The following is a 19,919-nucleotide window of genomic DNA, read 5'->3' on the forward strand; positions in this document are numbered from 1 at the left end:
CACATTCTCTAGTCGGTTTTAACCGACTTTAGCTTTGAGGCAGGGGTTTCAACCCCTGCCGGACTGTCGGACTGTCGAAAAGTATCAACATTCGGTTTTAGTTAATGAAGGTTCAGCAGTATTCATATTTGCGATCGAATCTCTCGTCTGACTTGGAGTCCGACAGGGGTTGAAAACCCCTGTCTCATAGCGAAAGTCCTCTCAAAGAGGACTACAATTAATTGCATTTCCATCACATTCTCTAGTCGGTTTTAACCGACTTTAGCTTTGAGGCAGGGGTTTCAACCCCTGCCGGACTGTCGGACTGTCGGACTGTCGGACTGTCGGAAAGTATCAACAAACTGGATTTGAGAGCACATATTGTCTCACCACAGGACAAAGATTGAATAAACTTTCATTCTCCTGTTCTTCTATTTCAACAAGCGATCGCCTCCCCAAAGATTGCAGCCCGTTGAATAAGTCGGAGGGCGATAAATCGGCATCTTGTAGCAATTGCTCTATTGAAACTGAATTTGCTTCGCGGCTGAGGCGGCAGATGAGGTTTTTCTCTAATTCTGACAAACGATTTATCTGCGGGTGCAATGTTGCTGCCAATTCGACCCCTAAGAATAACATATCATATTTTAAAAATTCTGCAACCCTACCTCGGAATATTTCTTGAATGGTGGTGGCGACTATTTTTAACCACAATGGATTGCCTCGGTAGGCGTTAATTAGGTTTTCCCATGTTTCGGGATTGAGTAAACTTTTTTGTCGGAAAATTTCTGCTGCTGCTGCACCTATGCCTTTGAGTTGCAAGGTACGAACTGGTGATTTTTCTCCTTTTAACGCGGTAATTTCTCTGGGTGGTTCCCAACTGTTGAGAATTAAGCAACTGTTGTGGGTTGTTTCTCCGATTTGTCTGAAGAGGATGCTGTAATTTTCGCATTCGGGGCGGTAATTTCCTGCTAATTGTCCGCTGCTGAGAATGGTTTGCACGTCGTCTAGGATAATGAGACAGCGGTTTTTTCGCAGATATTCCATTAACAGGGAAAGTCGATCGGAAATGCTGGTAGGGAGTTCGATTTCGGGTTTATTTAAGAGAAATTCTAGGAGATTTTTTAGGGTAGTTTCTAACGGTGGGGAGTGGCGGAGACTTCGCCAGATGACGTATTCAAAGTTATGCTGAATTTTTTGGATGAGATGGAGGGAAAGTGAGGTTTTGCCGATGCCGCTGAGTCCTGATATGGCTGCGAGGTTGCACTTTTCTTGGACGATCGATGTTTCTAGGGTGGCGAGTTCGGATGTGCGATCGCACAATAATGAAATATGAGGTGCGTCTGCTAAGTCTAGTCTGGTTGGGGGTTGGGAGGTGTCTGAGGTGGGGGTTGAGGGCGATCGATCTTTTGGAACTTCGGGAGATTGGCTATCTGTACTGACATTGACGTTACAAAATACAAAATCATTACCAAAATTTTGTGAAACAATAAATACTTGTCGCCTCTCAAGTGTTGAGCGTAAATTCGATTGAGTTACTTCTTCATCTAATACATTTGATAAACGCTTCCATAATTTTGAGGCGATATTTCTGACGTGACCTTCGCTACAATATGATGTTTCTGCGATTTGAGAGTATTTTTGACCTTCCCATACACCCAGCAGGATGGCTTTTTGCAAATCGTCCAAGTGTTCTCCCATTTTGGCGAAAACCATTTCGTCGGCAAATCTCAAGACTTCTTGAACGTCCATTGGTCGGGTAGTTGTGACGGTTTGGGTTATTTTAGCATATATTTTCTGACATTTTATGACAGAGCTGACCAATTCTGACATTTTATGACGTTGTTTTAACTCAAAAAATTAATAAATACTGATATTTTATGATTTCACAAAACTAAAAAATAACGCATAATACATAATCAAACCCCTAGCAATTTCAATACAAACCATAATTTTGAAAAAATGGTTAATACTAAAAAGCCTGAACTGTGCAATAAGTTCAGTGAGGGATTTACCTTGATTGAACTGCTTGTTGTTATTGCAATAATTGGGATTTTATCAGCAATTGCTCTGCCCATATATTTGTGGCAAATCCAAAAGGCAAAGCAGGTTGAACCCAAAATATACACAGCAAGTTGCTTGCGAGTACAACAAGCCTCTTATGAAGGATACGGAAGTATTGCAGGAGAAGAAAATGCACAATTAGAAGAACAAGTTTTTAGCACTAACAACAAATACACAGTCAATGCTAGTTTGTACAAATCTCAAAATCCAGAAGAGTTAGTTCAAGCTGTTATCTGCTGTGTAGCAACCTCGAAACAGGAAAGTGATTCTTCCTATGCACAAGCTTTGGTTTATACCAATACAAATCAAGTAGTTTCAACAACTTGCGACCAAGTTGCATCTGTCAAGCCATGATTAAAAAATTACCAAATCTGACTGCTGCTGTTCTCGCATCAAGTATTTTTTCTGTGTCTTTACCAAGCAATGCACAAGCAGGAGTGCTTGGGGGTATTAATATGGCAAGAGCCTGCCAACAACAAACTCTTGTAGCCTATTTCGGCGCTGTATTAGTGGGCAATAACCCAAACGCTTACTCATGGCGTTGCCGTGTCTACGCCACTCCATTTCAATGGCCGACTTTGTGGGAATCTTCAGTCGATATGACTCGGGCTTGTAAAAGTCAATACAATAATAGTAGAGCATTTGCTGAAACAACTAATTGGCAAAGCCCGTATTCATGGCGGTGTCGTGTCAATTAAGAGTTTTTGTCTCACGCTGTCTCAGAGATGACTAGGGGTTTGTGAGGAATAAGTAAGAAAATCAAAAGCGATCGCCCTTCCTAAACCGAGGTGCGATCGCCCTCATTTTATTGACTCAAACTATTTCCGAGGCTAAAAGCCTACCATCAACTCGCTCATATTCATCTTCCACGAGCCACGAGTGAGCCTCATCGTAACTTGAACTTAAAAACAGCGGTTTATAATTCGCCGATGGCTCGTAAATACAACACTTACTATTTTTGCCACCCACTAACATCAGAATTCGAGGCGGGAAAACAATCGGATCTACCCACAACTCGATAAATTCCCAATCATTGATTTGTTCGACGAGGTTTGGTGCGGGGGATAACATGGTAATTATTGGTTTTTTTGATGATTTTAATTTCTGCGTAATACAGCGGAATGCGACTGCCGTTATTAGTGCCAGAAGGCGGACTGGTTTGTGTAGGATAGGTGGCAAGGGCAGACTATTATAAATGAGGTTTCTAACCCGCACTTAGTATTATTCCTAAAAAAACCCGGTTTCTTCAAGAAACCGGGTTGTTCACACTTACGCGGCGTGTTTTCGATACCAATCAATCGTATTTTTCAACCCATCCTTAAACTTCACCTCCGCAACAAAACCAAACTTTTCCTTAGCCCTTTGCGTATCCAAACAGCGGCGCGGCTGACCGTTCGGTTTGTCTGTTTCCCAAACAATTTCTCCCTCAAATCCCATCAATTCGCAAATCGTTTCCACTAAATCGCGAATTTTAACTTCGCTATTCGTTCCCAAATTAACCGGGTCAGATTCACTGTAATCTTGCGTTGCCATCACAATTCCCCGCGCGGCATCTGTGGAATACAAAAACTCGCGGCTAGGGCTGCCATCGCCCCAAACTGGCAGTGTTTTGTCTCCCCTTTCTTGGGCTTCGTGGACTTTGCGAATTAATGCGGGGATGACGTGGGAACTTTTCGGGTCAAAATTATCTTCCGGGCCGTATAAATTCACTGGTAGCAAATAGACACCGTTGAATCCGTACTGCTGGCGGTAGGATTGCAGTTGCACTAATAAGGCTTTTTTGGCAATTCCGTAAGGTGCATTAGTTACCTCTGGATAGCCGTTCCACAGGTCATCTTCTTTGAAAGGAACTGGGGTCAAGTTGGGATAGGCGCAAATCGTGCCGACGCAGACAAATTTTTCGACTCCTGCTTCGTAGGCGGCGTGGATTAGTTGCGCGCCCATCATCAAATTGTCGTAAAATAATTCAGCGGGTTTGAGTTGGTTTAAACCGATGCCGCCGACGTGGGCGGCGAGGTGTATGATGATATCTTGTTTGTCGGCGGCGCGCTTGCAGTTTTCCATGACGCGGAGGTCGCAGTCGATCGATCTAGTCACCGAAATTTTATCAGCATCGGCCCCTGCTTTCACTAGCTGGTCGATGACCTGACGGCCCAAGAAACCGGCGCCGCCCGTGACTAGAATGCGTTTGCTGCTTAAATCCAAGCTTGTCATAATTTTAGCCTCGGGATTTTGAATAAAGGTCGATCGACAATTTCAATTCTAAAATTGTTGCTTTAGCAAAAAAAGCTTTCAGCTACAGGATGAGGTTGCCCATAAATTTGTTGTAGCTGCGGCAGATAGGGACAATTTGCTGCGTGCACACCCGAAAGTTAGATTTATGAGCCGCGAGTCCTCAACTATTATTTTAATGTTTTTGTTAGCCCGCACAACCGAAAATTTGGCGAGCAATTAAGCGGGTTCTTTGAATGCCGATCCTGTTAATAGCTGTAACAACCCTCTCATCAGTTCTGAAGTGTGTGCAGGGGCTATCCCCCGGTGCGCGCCTTTCGCCAAAGGGGTAGACACGGGGGCCCTACCCCGACAAATTGTTGGCACTGACGGCTTGGTTTAGCGACTTAATCAAATCCGTTGCCCGAACCTCGACCTTGCTCCTCTAAAGCTTTCATGTCAGCATCTACCATTAAATGCACTAACTCCTGAAAAGTTACAGAAGGTTCCCAATTTAATTGCTGGCGCGCCTTAGTCGAATCGCCAATCAACAGTTCGACTTCTGCCGGCCGCAAGTAGCGTTCGTCAAACTCCACATATTTTTGCCAATCTAAATTGACGTAAGTAAAAGCCAAATCGAGAAATTCCTTAATGGAATGAGTCTCGTTGGTAGCAATGACATAATCGTCAGGCTTGTCTTGTTGCAGCATCAGCCACATGGCCCGCACGTAGTCTTTAGCATAGCCCCAATCCCGCTTAGAATCGAGATTGCCCAAGTAAATCTTTTTCTGCTTGCCGGCGACTATTCTGGCAACGGCGCGAGTAATTTTGCGAGTTACAAAAGTTTCGCCACGGCGGGGAGATTCGTGATTGAACAAGATGCCGTTGCAGGCAAAAAGCCCGTAAGATTCGCGATAATTTATTGTTTGCCAGTGACCGTAAACTTTGGCGCAGGCATAAGGACTTCTGGGATAAAAAGGAGTTGTTTCCTTTTGCGGAACTTCCTGTACCAAACCAAACATTTCCGAAGAACCTGCTTGATAGAACCGCACTTCAATGCCCGTGCGGTGCTGATAGTCCCGAATTGCTTCTAGCAGCCGCAATACTCCCATCCCTACTGTGTCAACCGTATATTCCGGAGAGTCAAAACTGACTCGAACGTGAGATTGAGCGCCTAAGTTATAAATTTCTACCGGCTGAACTTCTTCCAATATCCGGCGGAGAGTGGTGCCGTCCGTCAAGTCGCCGTAGTGTAGAAACAGGCGCGCACCCTCGCTGTGAGGATCGACATATATGTGGTCAATTCGATCGGTATTGAAACTAGAACTGCGCCGGATAATGCCGTGAACTTCATATCCTTTCTCTAACAGTAATTCGCTCAAGTACGAGCCGTCTTGACCTGTAATACCTGTTATTAGCGCTCGCTTACGTTGCGTCATCTGATTTTCCTTTGACAGGCTGTGTTAATTCACAATAAATTTTTTGGCAGAGGCTTTTGCTCCCTGCCGGCCGTATTCTCAAACTGCTTTATAAAACTTACTCAAACTTAACTTTAGTTACCTAAAGCCAGTTGAAGTTTACTTCCTACGCTGTTGGGTAGTGGGCTATCCCAAGATAAGTAGGCTATCCCCCTTAAGCCAAAGGTTATAGAGTTAAGTTTAACACCTAAACCTAAAGTAGTCTATCTAGAATAACTGATATTTCTAGATGAATAAGAGGTAGGTTTATTTAAGTATTTGCCCCTTTAGTTAAGCTGACAATTCTTCGATCGGCATCCAGGAACTGTTTAGTTTTGACAAAGAGTTTGTCGCTGATTGTCAGTAGTCAGCATCAGTGGTCAGTAACAAATAAAACTAACTACCGATTGCTGACTGCGGACAAAAATTAGTATGCGCCGTTATTTTTGGGAAAAATCACAACTCCAATTGTTTTGAAAACAATCCACATATCCATCCAAAGGTTTTTGTCATTTGCGTAATAGAGGTCGATTTGGACTCGGCGGGGATAGGGAATGTCGTTGCGACCGGACACTTGCCACAAGCCTGTAATTCCAGGTCTTATGGTGAGAATTTTGTTGATGTGATTGCCGTATCTCGGCAGTTCTTCTTCAACTAAAGGTCTGGGCCCGACGACGCTCATATCTCCTTTTAAAACATTCCAAAACTGGGGAAACTCGTCTAAACTGGTCATTCGTAAAAATCTTCCAATCCAGGTAATTCGAGGGTCTTGTTTCAGCTTGAAATTGTCCTCAAACTCTTGACGCAAATGCGGAGAATTTTCCATGATTTCCAGCAATATATCGTCCGCATTTTCCACCATCGTTCTGAATTTAAGGCAATAAAACCTTTTACGGTTTTTGCCTACTCGTTCCTGTACGTAAAAAATAGGACCGGGCGAGCTTAAGGCGATTAAGAAAGCCAAAAGCAGGTAAACCGGAGCAAACAGGATCAGAACCGATAAGGAAAACAGGATGTCAAATAACCGCTTGAAAAGTTCTCCGTCGAGGCTCTGTAGAGAACGACTTATGCGTCTATCTCCTTGCAGGACAGACCCAAAACCGCGTCTTGCGATCGCTCGAATTACCTTGCCGGAGATTAGTTGGCTGTCGGCAGTCATCTTACTCCTTCACTTCACACCACACACAGTCCTGATCATAAAGCCTCAAGACGCTTTGTTCTCTGAATTATGTTGCCAATACTCAATTTTCTGCCTTCAGAAGGCTTCAAAAGGCAGAAGGAAGAAGGAAGAGGGCTTCTGGCGGCACAAGGAAGAAGGCACAAAGCACTGATGCAGAGGTCTTCTGAAGGCACTTATACAAAGGCAGAAGGAAGATTGTCCCGCTATCGGGTTGTGGTACTCTCAAGCCCCAGACTCGGTAAAATCACGGGATTGAAATTCCTGATAGCAGCGTTCCACAAAAGCTAGATAGCGCTGCCCAAAGACTTCGGGGGCAAACTGTTCAGCGCGCAACCTGCTGATTTCTGGCTCAAATTTGCCTTGCAACTGCTCAAATTCCTCGACAGCTTCGACTAATGCTGCTGTGGTTTGGGAGGAAAAAAATAAACCAGTCCCTGTCTCTGGGTGTTGGCGAATGTCGAGCACTGTCTCCAAAGCGCCCCCTGCTGCATAGGAAATTACCGGTGTTCCGCAAGCTTGAGCCTCTACCAAAGCTATGCCAAAATCTTCGCAAGCTGCATAGACAAAGGCTTTCGCCTCTGCCATGTACTTTTCAACTATGGAGGCGGGCTGCCAGCCGAGCACTTGCACGTTGGGTTTGGCGAGAAGCCGAATCATTTCTAATTCTGGCCCGGTGCCGATAACAATGAGAGTATGCCCGAGTTGATTGAATGCTTGGACGATCGCACTTACGTTTTTGTAACTTACCAACCGACAAACTGTGACGTAAAAGTCTTGTTTTTGCCGCATCAAGGAAAATCGCTCGATATTTACCGGCGGATAAATCACCTGGGCCCGCCGCCGATAACACCGCCAAATTCTGCGCGCCGTGTGTTGAGAGTTAGCGATGAAATAATCAACGCGATTGGCGGAAATTACGTCCCACTGCCGCAGTCGATGCAACAAATATCGCGTCAGCAGACCCTGGATGCCCCGTCCGGCTTTGCTGCTACGCAAATAGTCAAAAGTTAAGTCCCAAGCGTAGCGCATGGGCGTGTGGCAGTAGCAGACGTGCATTTGCTGGGGACTGCTGAGGATGCCTTTGGCGACGGCATGGGATGATGAGAGGATGATGTCGTATTCTCGCAGATCTAGTTGTTCGATCGCGATCGGCAGAAATGGCAAATATTTTTGCACGCCGCTGCGGGCCTTGGGAAAGTGCTGCAAAAAAGTTGTGCCAATCTGTCGCCCGAAAAGATAGCTTTCGGGATTGGTTGATTCAAAGTCGATGAGGGCATAGATATCTGCCTCGTCTACGTGTTTGAGAATTTCCTGTACTACGAGTTCTGAACCGCCAGTAGCTAAGGGCGTCAACCATTCGTGAACTAGGGCGTATTTGAGTTGTTTCACTTGTATTTGTAGCCGATCGAACGATGTGTTAGCGCCAGTTCTGTCAATATTAATCTTACTGAGGGATCACTTACGCAATATCGGGGCATCAACCAGGTTTCTAGGTAGGTATCTTCAAACTGAGATGTTGCACCATTCTCAATTATTTGTTTAGGAACAGGCTTTTCGGCCTGTTCCACAAAGAGTGAATTTTCTTGTGGAACAGGCCGAAAAGCCTGTTAAGCGAGAATGGTGCTCTTCGGTGAGTCAAACCAAGGATTTTGGGAATAAACGGGGTTTTTGTCAAATCAGCCACAGCAAAACTGCACTCTCCGGCAGTGATTTCCCAGATTGTTGACAATAAATACTATTAGGCTCAATACTAAAGGTGATTTGCGATCGGCTAAATCTTCGGAACGGGCGATCGGCCGTAATGTGGTGTGAGGAAAAAATGTCCAGAATTTTGTGGAAGGGACTTTTAGTTAGTCCCGCTGTATTGGCAGCAAGTTTAGTCGTATCTTCGACGGCGCTAGCAGCAGAGAAACCTGTAGAAATTGCCACCACAGCTCAAGCTGATCAATTGCAATTAGCAGGTGCTGTAACCGAGGCAGCCAAGTCTGAGACGGCAAAGCCTGAGACAGCCGAACCAGCGTCACTAGCTAGCAAATCAACTGTTGAAACTATTGAGAAAGAAAGTGCGAACCTCTACGAGGGCTTTCCTTCGGATCGCTTCGCTAACACTAACGATTTGAGTGCCCCAGTTGCCGAACAGGTAAAAGCACCGGAAAACGCAGTTGCAGCAGATTTAGGCGAAACCAAACCCGCAGTCACGCCCGCAAATTTAAGTGCCGAACAACCTGTCGCGGAGCAAATCCCCGCAGTCGCGCCCGCAAACTTAAGCGAAACGCAACCCGCCACTACATCGGCTAATTTAAGCGCCCAAGAGCAGATTTCCCAATCGACTGATCCAAGTGCCCAACCTCCAGCACAGTCAGATGTTTTAGAACAAATCAACCAATACAGCGCAGAAGACAGTAGCAGCCAAGATGCGGCCGGCCAAGTAACCTCAGTTTCTCAACTTTCCGACGTTCGGCCCACAGATTGGGCGTTCCAAGCTTTGCAGTCTCTAGTAGAGCGCTACGGGTGTATAGCTGGCTATCCTGACGGCACTTTTCGCGGCAACCGGGCGATGACTCGCTACGAGTTTGCAGCAGGTTTAAATGCGTGTTTGGATAAAGTTAGCGAGCTGATTCAAGGCGGTTCCAGAAGTCTGGCGACGCGAGAAGATTTGGCTTCTGTGCAAAGGTTGCAAGAAGAATTTGCGGCGGAATTGGCAACTTTGCGCGGCCGCGTCGATGCTTTGGAAGCGCGCGCCTCTGAATTAGAAGCAAATCAGTTTTCAACTACGACTAAACTCAACGGCGAAGTCATATTTGGTTTGACAGGTATCGCTAGGGGAGAGGATGCTGAAGGTAACGATGCCGATAAAGCGACGGCTTTTGGCAGCAGGGTTCGTATCAATTTCGACACGAGTTTCTCTGGAGAAGATTTGCTGAGAACTCGATTGCAAGTTTTAAATTTGGGTTCGTTTTCTACTAATAATACGAAAACCGCTGAAGGGGAATTGCGGTTTAATGCCGGGCCTTTTGCCGAGGCTAGCAATACTGTAGGTTTAGATGCGCTGCTTTACCAATTCCCTCTCGGCAAAAGCACGACTGTAATTCTCGAAGCTAATGCCGGCGCTGCTGATGATTTTGCTAACACTGTCAACCCTTACTTTGACGGAGACGGCAGCTACGGCGCTCTTTCTAACTTCGGTACTCGCAACCCGATTTACTATTTGATTGGTGGTTCTGGTATCGCTCTACGACATCAGTTTGGGGAGAAACTGGAGCTGAGTTTGGGATATTTGGCCGGCAACGCCGCGAGTCCGACGCGGGGTAACGGTTTGTTCAACGGTTCTTACGGCGGTTTGGCTCAGTTGACTTTCAAACCCAACGAGAACATGGCTTTAGGTTTAACTTACGTTAATTCCTACAACTTTGTTACCGGTACTGGCAGCAATGCTTCTAATTTCCCGGTGCGTCTCGGTTCCTTCGGGCTCGACAGCGATAGCAATCTGCCAGTTTCTAGCAATTCCTACGGCGCGCAAGCTTCGTGGCAGTTGAACCGGGGATTTGCAATTGGCGGTTGGGCGGGTTACACTAATCAGCGCATTTTATCCAACTTGGCTACTCCTACGGGTTCTGTGCAGCGGGGAGACCAAAAAATTTGGAACTGGGCAGTTACTTTGGCTTTTCCTGATTTGTTGAAAGAAGGAAATGTGGCGGGGATTGTTGTAGGTATGGAGCCGCGGGTGACGAGTTCTACTAATCGGACTTTGCCGGAAGATAAGGATACTTCGCTGCACGTTGAAGGTTTTTATCAGTTTAAGTTGAGCGATAATATTTCTATCACTCCTGGTCTGATTTGGCTGACTGCTCCTGACCACAATAAGGATAATTCTGATTTGGTGATTGGGGTTGTTAGAACGACGTTTACTTTCTAGGAGCCGCACTTGGGGATTTTAGATTTTAGATTTTAGATTGGCAGTTTTAATCTAAAATCTAAAATCGCCAATCTAAAATCGGTGGGGGCTTGGGTTTAATGTCTAAACAGAAACGACCAGCTTTAGCTAAAGCTGGTCTGCACAAATAGTTAAATCCGTTGTGTTCCCACAGTGTTTTTCTCACAGTGAGGAAACCCAAGTTGCACGTTTCTTTGCAAAGGGTTCTAAAAGAAATATCATCTCTCTTAAGGGGTATTATAACAACAAAATTTAATTTTATGTAATAAAAGTTTACATTACAGAGGAATTTTAATGTGGAGGGGACGATCGCACTTCTGGTCACTTTGTATAATCAAACCGGAGTTCAAAAATCCGGTGTCTGCGTAGGTTTATCGGTTCCAAACAGGTTATTTTGGGTAAAAACGAGGTTTCGATTGCCGATCAACCTTTTTACACACTTTGTATAAATCAAGCCGGGGCTTGCTGCGGTCTACCCCAGACAATTCGCTCCTGCTTGTATACAACCATACCAGGTTTAGCACCTTTCGGCTTGTATACATATTTCGGTTCTGTATAAACCACGGGGACTTGTTCGCTGTGGCGGGCGCGACTGTAGTAAGCAGTCATGTCGGCGGCAAATTGCAAATCGGTTTCTTCCGCCACAGTACCCGGTTTGAGACGCAGCAAAGCGTGGCTTCCGGGAATCTCTAGGGTGTGGAACCACAAGTCGTAGTCGTTGGCGGTGCGAAAAGTGAGTTGGTCGTTTTGGCGATTGTTGCGCCCGATTAATAATTCAAAGCCGCTGGGAGTTTGGTAGCGATGAAATTCGATCGCAGCATTTTTGTCGGTACTGCGGTAATCTGGTACGTCTAGATATTTTTGCTGGATCAGTTCTTCGCGGATTTCGGCGAGGGTTTGCAAATCTTGGGTGTTGCGGTAGGTTTCCAATACCGAAAGTGCGACTTCAACTTGTTCTAAATAGTCGATTTCTTCCTGTACGGCGGCTAACAAAGGTTCTACTGCAATGCGAGCTCTTTTAAGTTTTTGGTGTTTTTTGTAGAGGGCTTGAGCATTTTGAACGGCGTTTTTTTCCGGGTTTAGGGAAATGATAACTGGTTTTTCGGTTTCAAAGTCGGGGAGAGAAATCGATTTCATTCCCGGTTCCCAATGCTGCAAATTGGCCATCAGTAAGTCGGCTTGGGATTTGTGGGTGTCGGCGTCTGCGGATTGCTGTAAACGTTCTTTAAATGTGTTGGCTTTGAGGCGCAGTTTTGCGAGGACGTTGTTGAGTTTTTGGGTAAGCTGATGCCGCAGTTGGGCGAATACTTCTTGATTGATTTCGCCTGTGTAGTAGCTGTTAAGTATTTCTTGAACCGAAGAGATGGAAGAATCAGAGGGCGGGCACGGGGGCACCGCCCCTACATTGTGATTTTCTGGTGTCTGCCAATCGATGACGGTGTAGCCTTCGGGGGTAAAACTCGGGTGAAATTTGGAGTTTTCTAGGCATTGCAGCCAGTATAGCCAGCGCTGGAATAGTTGCTGCCATTGGTCGGGATTGAGGCTGTCGGTGGATTGTTCCGGGTCTAAAGAAGCCGATCGAATCATTGACAAAACTAAGGCTTTACTCATCCCTCGGTAATTCTTCAACAGATTGCTCTTTAATTGCCCAGGAACCAGGCTAATTCGCGATTCCCAGCGGTTTTGAGATTCGCTCAGACTCGGCACTGCATCGGTCAAAGACGGGGGCATTTCGTAGGGTTGCCCGGTTTGGATGGGACGGACGGTGGACTGTTTGGCGCTGACTTGGTGGGCGCAGGTGACAACGAGGTTGTCTTGGGCAGTGAGGATGACGTTGCTGTACTTGCCCATGATTTCGGCGTACAGGTGCCAGAGGGCTGGTTCTCCGGGGCGTTTGGCGAATTGCAAGTCGATGACTCTTTCCCAGGATGAAACAGGGGCGATGGAAACTAAGGCTAAACCGCTGAGTTGGTGCCGCAGTTGTTCGCTGAAGGTGAAGGTGTCGGGAATGCGGGGCGGGGGGTCGCCGACGCAGATGCGGGCAGCCACTGGATGCCAGGAAAGGTCAATCCAGCCGCGCCCTTTCATGGTGCGGAGGGCTAGGGACACGGTAAATCGATCGCGCTGGTAGACTTGTTCTAAGCGCGCTGGCAGCCATTGGGCTCGCAGTTCGCTGCAAGCTGCGGTTAAAGTTGTAAAGTCTACGGGTTGCACGGTGGCCTCTTTGCGATCGAACTATCTATTTATATGCTGACAGATATTGGTCACATTTTACTAACTATATCAAATTATTCTTTACTCTTGACTTCGCATCCTTCGCTATGAAACCGCTTCAATAATCCCGTTAAAAAATAACAAATAACAAATAACTAATAGACATCTCCTAAAAAGCAGGTTTTGAACAGGCAGGATGCCTGTTCCACAATAATTATGGGAGATATCTAATAACAACTAACTAATAACTTCCCGAATCAATTGCAAATGTTTGTCCAAAGGTGCGATCGTATTGGCTGCGATCGCACCGCTAGCAGCAACAGCGGGCAAACCAATTCCCGGAAATGTCGAATCTCCGCAGCAAAACAGCCCCGCTAAAGGCGTTGTCGGGCCGGGAAACAAGCCGCTACCCGCCCGAATTCCGGGCCCGTAGGAACCGCGATGGCGGCGCAAAAACCGTTCGTGGGTGAGGGGTGTGCCAACTAAGGTGACTTCGCAGCGCGATCGAATATTGGGGATAATTCTCTCTAAGGCTTCCCACATTACCTCGGCGCGCGCTTGTTTTTGCAGCTTGTACTCTTGGCTGCTGCGATCGAGCTTTTGCCACAAATCGTAAGGCTCGTTTCCGGGGGTATATGCGTGAATGACGTGCTTTCCCGGAGGCGCGAGGTCGGGGTCGAGGAGGGAGGGAATCGAGACGAGAACGACGTTCTGAGGGGCAGAAACGCCCATTTCCCAGTCTTTGACGAAGATGTAGTGACAAGCCAAGTCCGATCGCACTCCGGCAGCATCAATTCCCAGATGCAGGTGCATGAAGCTGTCGCACTCTGGCGTCGCCTGCCTCTGTTGCCGAAACCTTTGCGGGACAGAGGTTTCAGGCAACAGTTTCAGGGTATCCCAAACGGAAGCGTTGGAGACGACGGCTTTGTGCGATCGAATTATTTTGCCCGATCGCAGCCGCACGCCCGCAGCCCGGTTGTTTTCCACCAAAACTTCTGCAACGTGGGAATTTAGCAGCAACTGCCCTCCGTGGCGCTCTAAACCGCGTACCAGGGCATTTACTAAAGCTGCACTACCGCCGATCGGATAGTCTAAAACTGCATTGGGGCGATACCAGTCGGCGAACATGAATGCGACTTCGGCTGCGATCGTTCCGTCGGCGGGAAGTCCAGACAGCAGGAAACACAACAAATTCAGCCAATTTCGGACAAACGGATCTGTGACATTTTTGTCCATTATTTTGCTGAAAGGGCCTGCAAGTGCGATCGCGTCGCCAGCACTTTGCAGGAAAGCCGGCGCAAATTTGCCGAGGGTAAAAACAGCGCCTAAATCGAAGCGCAAAGCCAAGGAGGGCAAGGCTATGGAAGCTTTGGCGTAGGGTTCCATGATGCGCTGGAGTTGCTGCCATTCGGCGACTGCTGCCGCGCCGCGCAGTTGTGCGAGCACTTCGCCAAATTGACTCGCACCAACGGATGTGTCGAAATCGCCTTCTGGCAAACAGCAACCCCAAGTATCGTAAGTGATGCAGGGGAGTTTTTCGCCGATCGCATCCAAAACTTGCCGCAGCGGATTGGCAGACGGGCTGTAGGATAATCCTGAGTACAGGGAGGGCCCGGAGTCGAAGCTAAATCCGCCGCGTTCAAAACCGTGTGCGGCCCCGCCCGCGATCGAATGGCTTTCGCAAACCACAACCTCAAAGCCATAGCGGGCAAGCATTGCAGCGCAAGTCAAGCCGCCAATCCCGCTGCCGATGATGATGATTTCTGTGTCTGTGGGCGCGATCGCAACCATGTTTTTCTCCGCTACTTCAGCTAATATTATCAATGTCTTGCAGCTTTAGGACTTAGGCATTTAACTGTAGGCTCGATCGCCCCTAGCCCCCCAAAACACAAGGGGGGGACAAGAAGCAAGCAGTTGACTGTAGGCTCGATCCCCCCTAGCCCCCCTTAATAAGGGGGGGACAAGAAGCAGTCAAAGTCCTTGTTAAAAATGGCGGGTTCAGAAGGATTCAAAGTCAACCCCTACTCCCCTTCTTAAGGGGGATTTAGGGGGATCTAGACTCAGCTACTACCCTTAAAATACAAATCTGTATATTATTAAATGGAAAATATATCTATTCTCGAACAAGCTGCCCAATCTAATTCTAAACCATCTCCCGACGCTGTAGTCGCCGCCCTCCTAGAATCTGAGAAAAACGCGAAAAAAAATAAAATTCGCTATTTTTTCGAGCAATTAATCGGCAACTGGCAACTCTGCTTTATCACTGGCACAAAAAAGACTCGACAAAAAGCGGGGATTGTGTTGGGTGCGGGACGTTACATCCCTCAGTGGATTGCGAAAATTCAAATTGCTTATTCGGCAGAACCTGTTGCTGAAGGGGAAGCGGATAGCGAAATCGGCAGGGTGGAGAATTCGGTGCAAGTTGGGGCGATCAAACTAACTCTTTCCGGGCCGACTAAGTTTTTGGTTAATAAAAATATTTTAGCTTTTGATTTTACCAGAATTACGGTGAAATTGTTGGGTAAAACTGTGTATCAAGGATTTATTCGCGGTGGAGAAGCGCGGGAGGCGGAATTTTTTAGTTTGAGTGTGGGGAAGCAGGCTTTTTTTGCATATTTTCTGGTAGAAGATGGGATAATTGCGGCTAGGGGAAGGGGCGGCGGCTTGGCTTTGTGGGGGAGAGTTTAGTGGAAATGTGCGATCGGGAAACAACAGTATTTATGGGTGTCAAGTTATCTGTAAGTCTCGTTTGTATCGAACTGTATATCCCCCTACATCATCAGGGCTGTTTCATTCTCTCGATGCCCGCCAGGGGTTGAAACCCCTGTCTCATAGCTGAAGTCGTCTGAAGACGACTGAAAGAGTCATTTGTCATTTATAGTCCTCATAGCGAGGACTTTTGCTATGAGGCTGGGGTTAAAACCCCGACGGACTTAATGCGGATTCGCTACAATTGTCATCGTCATTTGTGTTTATTAAACATCGCAAGAATTGCCAGTCTTGAACAGGCTTTCCGGCCTGTTCCACAATGATTATTGGAGAGGTTTATTGATTAGGTACGATCGCACATAACAACTTCAAACACACCCCCTGGAATAAACCGGCACAAAGCCCTCCGCCGATCGTCCGCATCTTGGCGGTTGACAAAACGCGCGATCGTATAGTGCTCAGCATTCGGCAAAATGCGGACGATCGCCCAAGAAGTGCGATCGCCTGTTTTCCCTCGCGGATTTGAGTTGAGTTCGATCGCGGGGCGATCGGCGATCGTCGGAGAATTTGCTTTTCTGAGAGTGTTGAGGTAGCGGGCGATCGTACTTCCTTTGAGATTCGCCCCGACGCGCAGAATCAGAAACACCGCAAAGCTTTCGATCTCTGGCCCAGTCATGCGCGCGCGATCGGCCTCAAAATCCTCATCAGAGTAGCTGCGGATACCCGACAGCAGTTGCTTGATGCCAAAATCATCTAAAGCTTGTTGATAGCCGCGGTTATATTCGCTGCCGTCGCTCACAGGCTTTACCATAGTAATTGTCTCCTTTTATGTGGATTGTCTCCTTGTATTTGGGGAACCATCAGCCAGCGCGGGCCCTGCGAAAGTTCAGCGCTGGCTTTTGACTTTTTTAGATTATACCACTTAAACGTTACATAAGTGTGTCGTAAATGACGTGAATTCGACAAGATAGCTCAGATACAGCACAATGACAATCACCGTAAACAAGAAAATACTGAGCCTCTGATGACCAAACGCTTAACCACTTATTTGGCTGATGGAATTCACGACATCCTTGAAGAGTGGGCAAGTCAAGAACGCCGTTCAGTCAGCAGCTTGTCAGCATTCATTTTGGAGCAAGCAGCCAGAGAACACCAAAAGGAAATGAAACAACAGCCCCAGCCATCGGATGACAAGCAGGAGAAGAGTTGAGTGCAGTTGGGGCGCTCTGTCAAACAAACTGACGACTGAAGTTTTTTTATTGCTGATTCATGCGCGCGCGATCGGCCTCAAAATCCTCATCAGAGTAGCTGCGGATACCCGACAGCAGTTGCGTGATGCCAAAATCATTCAAAGCTTGTTGATAGCCGCGGTTATATTCGCTGCCGTCGCTCACAGGCTTTACCATAGTAGTTGTCTCCTTTTATGTGGATTGTCTCCTTGTATTTGGGGAACCATCAGCCAGCGCGGGCCCGACGAAAGTTCAGCGCTGGCTTTTGACTTTTTGAAAGTATAGCATAGATATAGCACACATAAATGCTTTAAATGAGCCAAACTCGACAGGATGGTCTAGATACAGCACAATTACGATCGGCTTATACTAAAAAATAATGAATCTCTGATGACCAAACGCTTAGCGACCTATTTAGCCGATGGAATCTATGACATCCTTGAAGAGTGGGCAAGTCAAGAACGCCGTTCAGTCAGCAGCTTGTCAGCATTCATTTTGGAGCAAGCAGCCAGAGAACGCCAAAAGGAAATGAAACAACAGCCCCTGCCATCGGATGACAAGCAGGAGAAGAGTTGAGTGGACGCATTAAAGCCGAAGAAACCGGGTTTTTTGCGGTTTTTGCGGGCTGTAACGAAGTATTTGGCAAAAAAACCCGGTTTCTGACCACCCGTGCGTCCACTATATGAAATTTATCGGCATAGACTGAGGTTGGAGCTCAGCAGCCAGCGGTTTGTGCTGTTTGAAGTGGCAAAATAACCAATTAGAATTAATAGAGTGCGATCGCCCCCACTGACAAGACTAAAGCATTGGGACATACAGCCAGAGGTTTGAAACATAAATTTTCGCCCCTCTGCCTACCCCCTACATCTCTCGCCCCAAAATCACATCACCCGTTTCCCGCCGGTATCCGCACAGTGAAAATAGACCCTTTCCCCTCTTCACTTTCTACCAAAATTTCCCCGCCCATCATCTGACAGTAGTAGCGGCTAAGTGTCAGCCCCAATCCGGCGCCGTCGTAAGGTCGCGCCGCTGAAGAGTCAGCTTGGACAAAAGCTTCAAACAATTTGTGTTGTTGTTCTTCCGACATTCCAATTCCGGTATCCTTAACAGATAAACAAATCCAATCCGACTCTTGAACATTCGGCAGAGGACAAGCGATCGCCCCAGAAGGAATTTCATCGGCAGCCATTGAATCGTCAATCACCGATCGCCCTGCTGCATTCAATTTTCCACTTCCTGCAATGCGCTTCACAGTCACTTTCACCCTACCGTTTTTGGTGAACTTCGCAGCATTACTAAGCAGATGTATCAAAACCTGGCGCACTTTTTTGAAATCTGCGTGCATTATGCCCACAGTTCGATCGCACTCAATCTCCAAAACATTGCCATTTTTCTCTACCAACGGTTTCGCGGCACTCGCAACATTGTCAATCAGGGATTCGATGTCAAACTCCTGGATTTCGAGTTTCATACCCCCCGCTTCAATTTTTGACAAATCAAGGATATCGTTAATCAAAGATAGCAGATGCGCGCCTGCTTTTTCAATCTTCTGCAAGTCGGGTACAAACTCATCAAATCCAGCATCTTGGGCATCTTCTGAAAGTAGTTGACTGTAGCCAATAATCGCATTTAAAGGCGTCCGCAATTCGTGGCTCATATTTGCTAAAAACTGGCTTTTAGCAGTGTTAGCGGCGACTGCGACTTCCTTAGCTTGTTCTAATTCTTTTGTATGTCCCGAAACCCGCTCGATTAAGTGATTGAGAGAGGCCGCCAGAGAGCCGATTTCGCCTTGTCCGGTGACGGGTGCTCGCAAGTCAAAATTAGACTCAGCGGCTACTTGTTGGGCCACCTGAGTAACGCTGATCATAGGTTGAGCGATCGCCCGACTCGTCCGGTAAGCCACCATTCCAGCTACCACTACCGACAGCAGCATACTAAAAATAATTATGGCTTTTTCCATGCCTTGGGCGTCTTCCATCACTTCACCGCCTTGGCCCTCTTGCTGCTGGGCAATATCGAGGATTTTGCTCAATTCCTCAAGGCTGCTGTTGAGCTGTTTTACACCTTCTCCGCTTTCGATTGCGAGCAATTTTCTAGCCGACTCTATCTCCCGAGGCGATAGTTGCGATTGCTGGATTTCCTGCAAAGTTGACTTGAGAGTATCGGCGTAGGATTCTAAATTTTTAGTGCAATCTTGCACTAAAAGCTTGAGAACTTCCGGTTTTGCTGCCAGCCAAGCGGGTTGGCTGTCGGCAAAATTTTCTATACGCAACTGCAGATTTTTGGCCTGAGAAATACTCTTAACCAACTGCTCTTCTTGCTGTTTTAGCTTGACCGCATTATCTACAAAAGAATCTAGCTGTGAACCCTGCAATTGGGCCGTCAGGGTTGCCTCTTTAAAATTGCCGAGCAATTGCGCTTGTAGGTGAGCATCATTGAATTGCTTTAATCCTTGTCCTTGGTAGTAATCGGCAATTACCAGTCCACTCAGCGAGCCAAAAAAGCCGATTCCTATTGCCAGCAAATACCCGTAGCCAATTTTTTGATGGATAGGCAAACCGCCTATTTTAGATGGCAAACTTTCGCGGATTTTTAAGGATAAATTTTCTACCAAATTATCCTTGGCTTTTTTTTTATTTACGGTTTCTACAGAAGCCACTTCTCCGGCAATAAAAACTGGCATCTGTTTACCTAAATTGGTATTTTTTGGGTTAACCTTTCGCGTTTTCACGTTTTTTTTCGGCGGGTTAAATGGTTCTAATTCGGGATTCAATTCCCCCTGGTCTTCCCAAACGGTAACCGAAAAACTTGCTTCGTGTCCTGTTTTTTTTAGCAAGTTAATTTTTGACATATGCAACCCCTGTATTCTGTTAAAATCTATCACGCTCTTAAGTTCTCCAAACGGAAAAGCTTGTCTATTTGACCGTAAACATCTGCGAAAAAGC

At 46.8% G+C, this 19,919-nt stretch carries 18 protein-coding genes; 6 read left to right on the forward strand and 12 right to left on the reverse strand.

What is annotated here, in order from left to right; translation table 11 throughout:
- Positions 1-333 precede the first annotated feature (333 nt).
- Positions 334-1,809 (reverse strand): NB-ARC domain-containing protein, encoded by a 1,476-nt coding sequence (locus QUB24_RS10330; protein ID WP_333153083.1) that lies wholly within the window; start codon positions 1,807-1,809, stop codon positions 334-336.
- A gap of 129 nt (positions 1,810-1,938) precedes the next feature.
- Between QUB24_RS10330 and QUB24_RS10335 the strand changes: the two genes are divergently transcribed.
- Both QUB24_RS10335 and QUB24_RS10340 read left to right on the forward strand, forming a co-directional pair.
- Entirely contained in the window at positions 1,939-2,394 is a 456-nt protein-coding gene (locus QUB24_RS10335; RefSeq protein ID WP_333153084.1) for a type II secretion system protein, read from the forward strand.
- Positions 2,391-2,738, forward strand: coding sequence for a hypothetical protein (locus tag QUB24_RS10340; protein ID WP_333153085.1), 348 nt, complete (start codon positions 2,391-2,393; stop codon positions 2,736-2,738). The genes QUB24_RS10335 and QUB24_RS10340 overlap by 4 nt, the downstream gene beginning before the upstream one ends.
- 115 nt (positions 2,739-2,853) lie before the next feature.
- On the opposite strand, the gene QUB24_RS10345 is transcribed toward QUB24_RS10340, so the two are convergent.
- The 6 genes from QUB24_RS10345 to QUB24_RS10365 form a co-directional block, all read right to left on the reverse strand.
- Positions 2,854-3,111, reverse strand: a complete 258-nt coding sequence (locus QUB24_RS10345) for a hypothetical protein (RefSeq protein WP_333153086.1) — start codon at positions 3,109-3,111, stop codon at positions 2,854-2,856.
- Positions 3,071-3,163, reverse strand: a complete 93-nt coding sequence (locus QUB24_RS33590) for a DUF6972 family protein (protein ID WP_445300396.1) — start codon at positions 3,161-3,163, stop codon at positions 3,071-3,073. The genes QUB24_RS10345 and QUB24_RS33590 overlap by 41 nt, the downstream gene beginning before the upstream one ends.
- A gap of 146 nt (positions 3,164-3,309) precedes the next feature.
- Positions 3,310-4,254: a GDP-L-fucose synthase gene (locus QUB24_RS10350; RefSeq protein WP_333153087.1), complete on the reverse strand. Its 945-nt coding sequence runs from the start codon at positions 4,252-4,254 to the stop codon at positions 3,310-3,312.
- A 404-nt stretch (positions 4,255-4,658) separates the two neighbouring features.
- On the reverse strand, positions 4,659-5,690 hold the full coding sequence (gene gmd / locus QUB24_RS10355; protein WP_333054667.1) for a GDP-mannose 4,6-dehydratase: 1,032 nt from the start codon (positions 5,688-5,690) through the stop codon (positions 4,659-4,661).
- 445 nt (positions 5,691-6,135) lie between these two features.
- Entirely contained in the window at positions 6,136-6,867 is a 732-nt protein-coding gene (locus QUB24_RS10360) for a sugar transferase (RefSeq protein ID WP_333054666.1), read from the reverse strand.
- Between the two features lie 243 nt (positions 6,868-7,110).
- Positions 7,111-8,277 carry a glycosyltransferase gene (locus QUB24_RS10365; protein WP_333153089.1) on the reverse strand — a complete coding sequence of 389 codons (1,167 nt, stop codon included), beginning with the start codon at positions 8,275-8,277 and terminating at the stop codon, positions 7,111-7,113.
- 430 nt (positions 8,278-8,707) lie between these two features.
- Here QUB24_RS10365 and QUB24_RS10370 point away from each other — a divergent pair, with 430 nt between their 5' ends.
- Positions 8,708-10,804 (forward strand): iron uptake porin, encoded by a 2,097-nt coding sequence (locus QUB24_RS10370; RefSeq protein ID WP_333153090.1) that lies wholly within the window; start codon positions 8,708-8,710, stop codon positions 10,802-10,804.
- Between the two features lie 468 nt (positions 10,805-11,272).
- Here QUB24_RS10370 and QUB24_RS10375 read toward each other — a convergent pair whose 3' ends face one another.
- On the reverse strand, positions 11,273-13,036 hold the full coding sequence (locus QUB24_RS10375; RefSeq protein ID WP_333153091.1) for an NFACT RNA binding domain-containing protein: 1,764 nt from the start codon (positions 13,034-13,036) through the stop codon (positions 11,273-11,275).
- 237 nt (positions 13,037-13,273) lie between these two features.
- Positions 13,274-14,827 carry an NAD(P)/FAD-dependent oxidoreductase gene (locus QUB24_RS10380; protein WP_333153092.1) on the reverse strand — a complete coding sequence of 518 codons (1,554 nt, stop codon included), beginning with the start codon at positions 14,825-14,827 and terminating at the stop codon, positions 13,274-13,276.
- Positions 14,828-15,136: 309 nt separating this feature from the next.
- Between QUB24_RS10380 and QUB24_RS10385 the strand changes: the two genes are divergently transcribed.
- The gene (locus QUB24_RS10385) at positions 15,137-15,724 is read left to right on the forward strand and encodes a hypothetical protein (protein ID WP_333153093.1); all 588 of its coding nucleotides are present in this window, start codon (positions 15,137-15,139) and stop codon (positions 15,722-15,724) included.
- 364 nt (positions 15,725-16,088) lie between these two features.
- Here the strand turns inward: QUB24_RS10385 and QUB24_RS10390 are convergent, their stop codons facing one another.
- Positions 16,089-16,556: a hypothetical protein gene (locus QUB24_RS10390; protein ID WP_333153094.1), complete on the reverse strand. Its 468-nt coding sequence runs from the start codon at positions 16,554-16,556 to the stop codon at positions 16,089-16,091.
- 213 nt (positions 16,557-16,769) lie between these two features.
- On the opposite strand from QUB24_RS10390, the gene QUB24_RS10395 reads away from it, so the two are divergent.
- Entirely contained in the window at positions 16,770-16,955 is a 186-nt protein-coding gene (locus QUB24_RS10395) for a ribbon-helix-helix domain-containing protein (RefSeq protein WP_333153095.1), read from the forward strand.
- A 46-nt stretch (positions 16,956-17,001) separates the two neighbouring features.
- On the opposite strand, the gene QUB24_RS10400 is transcribed toward QUB24_RS10395, so the two are convergent.
- Positions 17,002-17,151, reverse strand: coding sequence for a hypothetical protein (locus tag QUB24_RS10400; RefSeq protein ID WP_333153096.1), 150 nt, complete (start codon positions 17,149-17,151; stop codon positions 17,002-17,004).
- 213 nt (positions 17,152-17,364) lie between these two features.
- On the opposite strand from QUB24_RS10400, the gene QUB24_RS10405 reads away from it, so the two are divergent.
- The gene (locus tag QUB24_RS10405) at positions 17,365-17,550 is read left to right on the forward strand and encodes a ribbon-helix-helix domain-containing protein (RefSeq protein ID WP_333153097.1); all 186 of its coding nucleotides are present in this window, start codon (positions 17,365-17,367) and stop codon (positions 17,548-17,550) included.
- A gap of 310 nt (positions 17,551-17,860) precedes the next feature.
- Here the strand turns inward: QUB24_RS10405 and QUB24_RS10410 are convergent, their stop codons facing one another.
- Positions 17,861-19,825, reverse strand: a complete 1,965-nt coding sequence (locus QUB24_RS10410) for an ATP-binding protein (protein WP_333153098.1) — start codon at positions 19,823-19,825, stop codon at positions 17,861-17,863.
- Between the last annotated feature and the right edge of the window lie 94 nt (positions 19,826-19,919).

It is taken from the genome of Microcoleus sp. B9-D4 (genome assembly GCF_036705105.1).
Taxonomy (GTDB): Bacteria; Cyanobacteriota; Cyanobacteriia; order Cyanobacteriales; family Microcoleaceae; genus Microcoleus.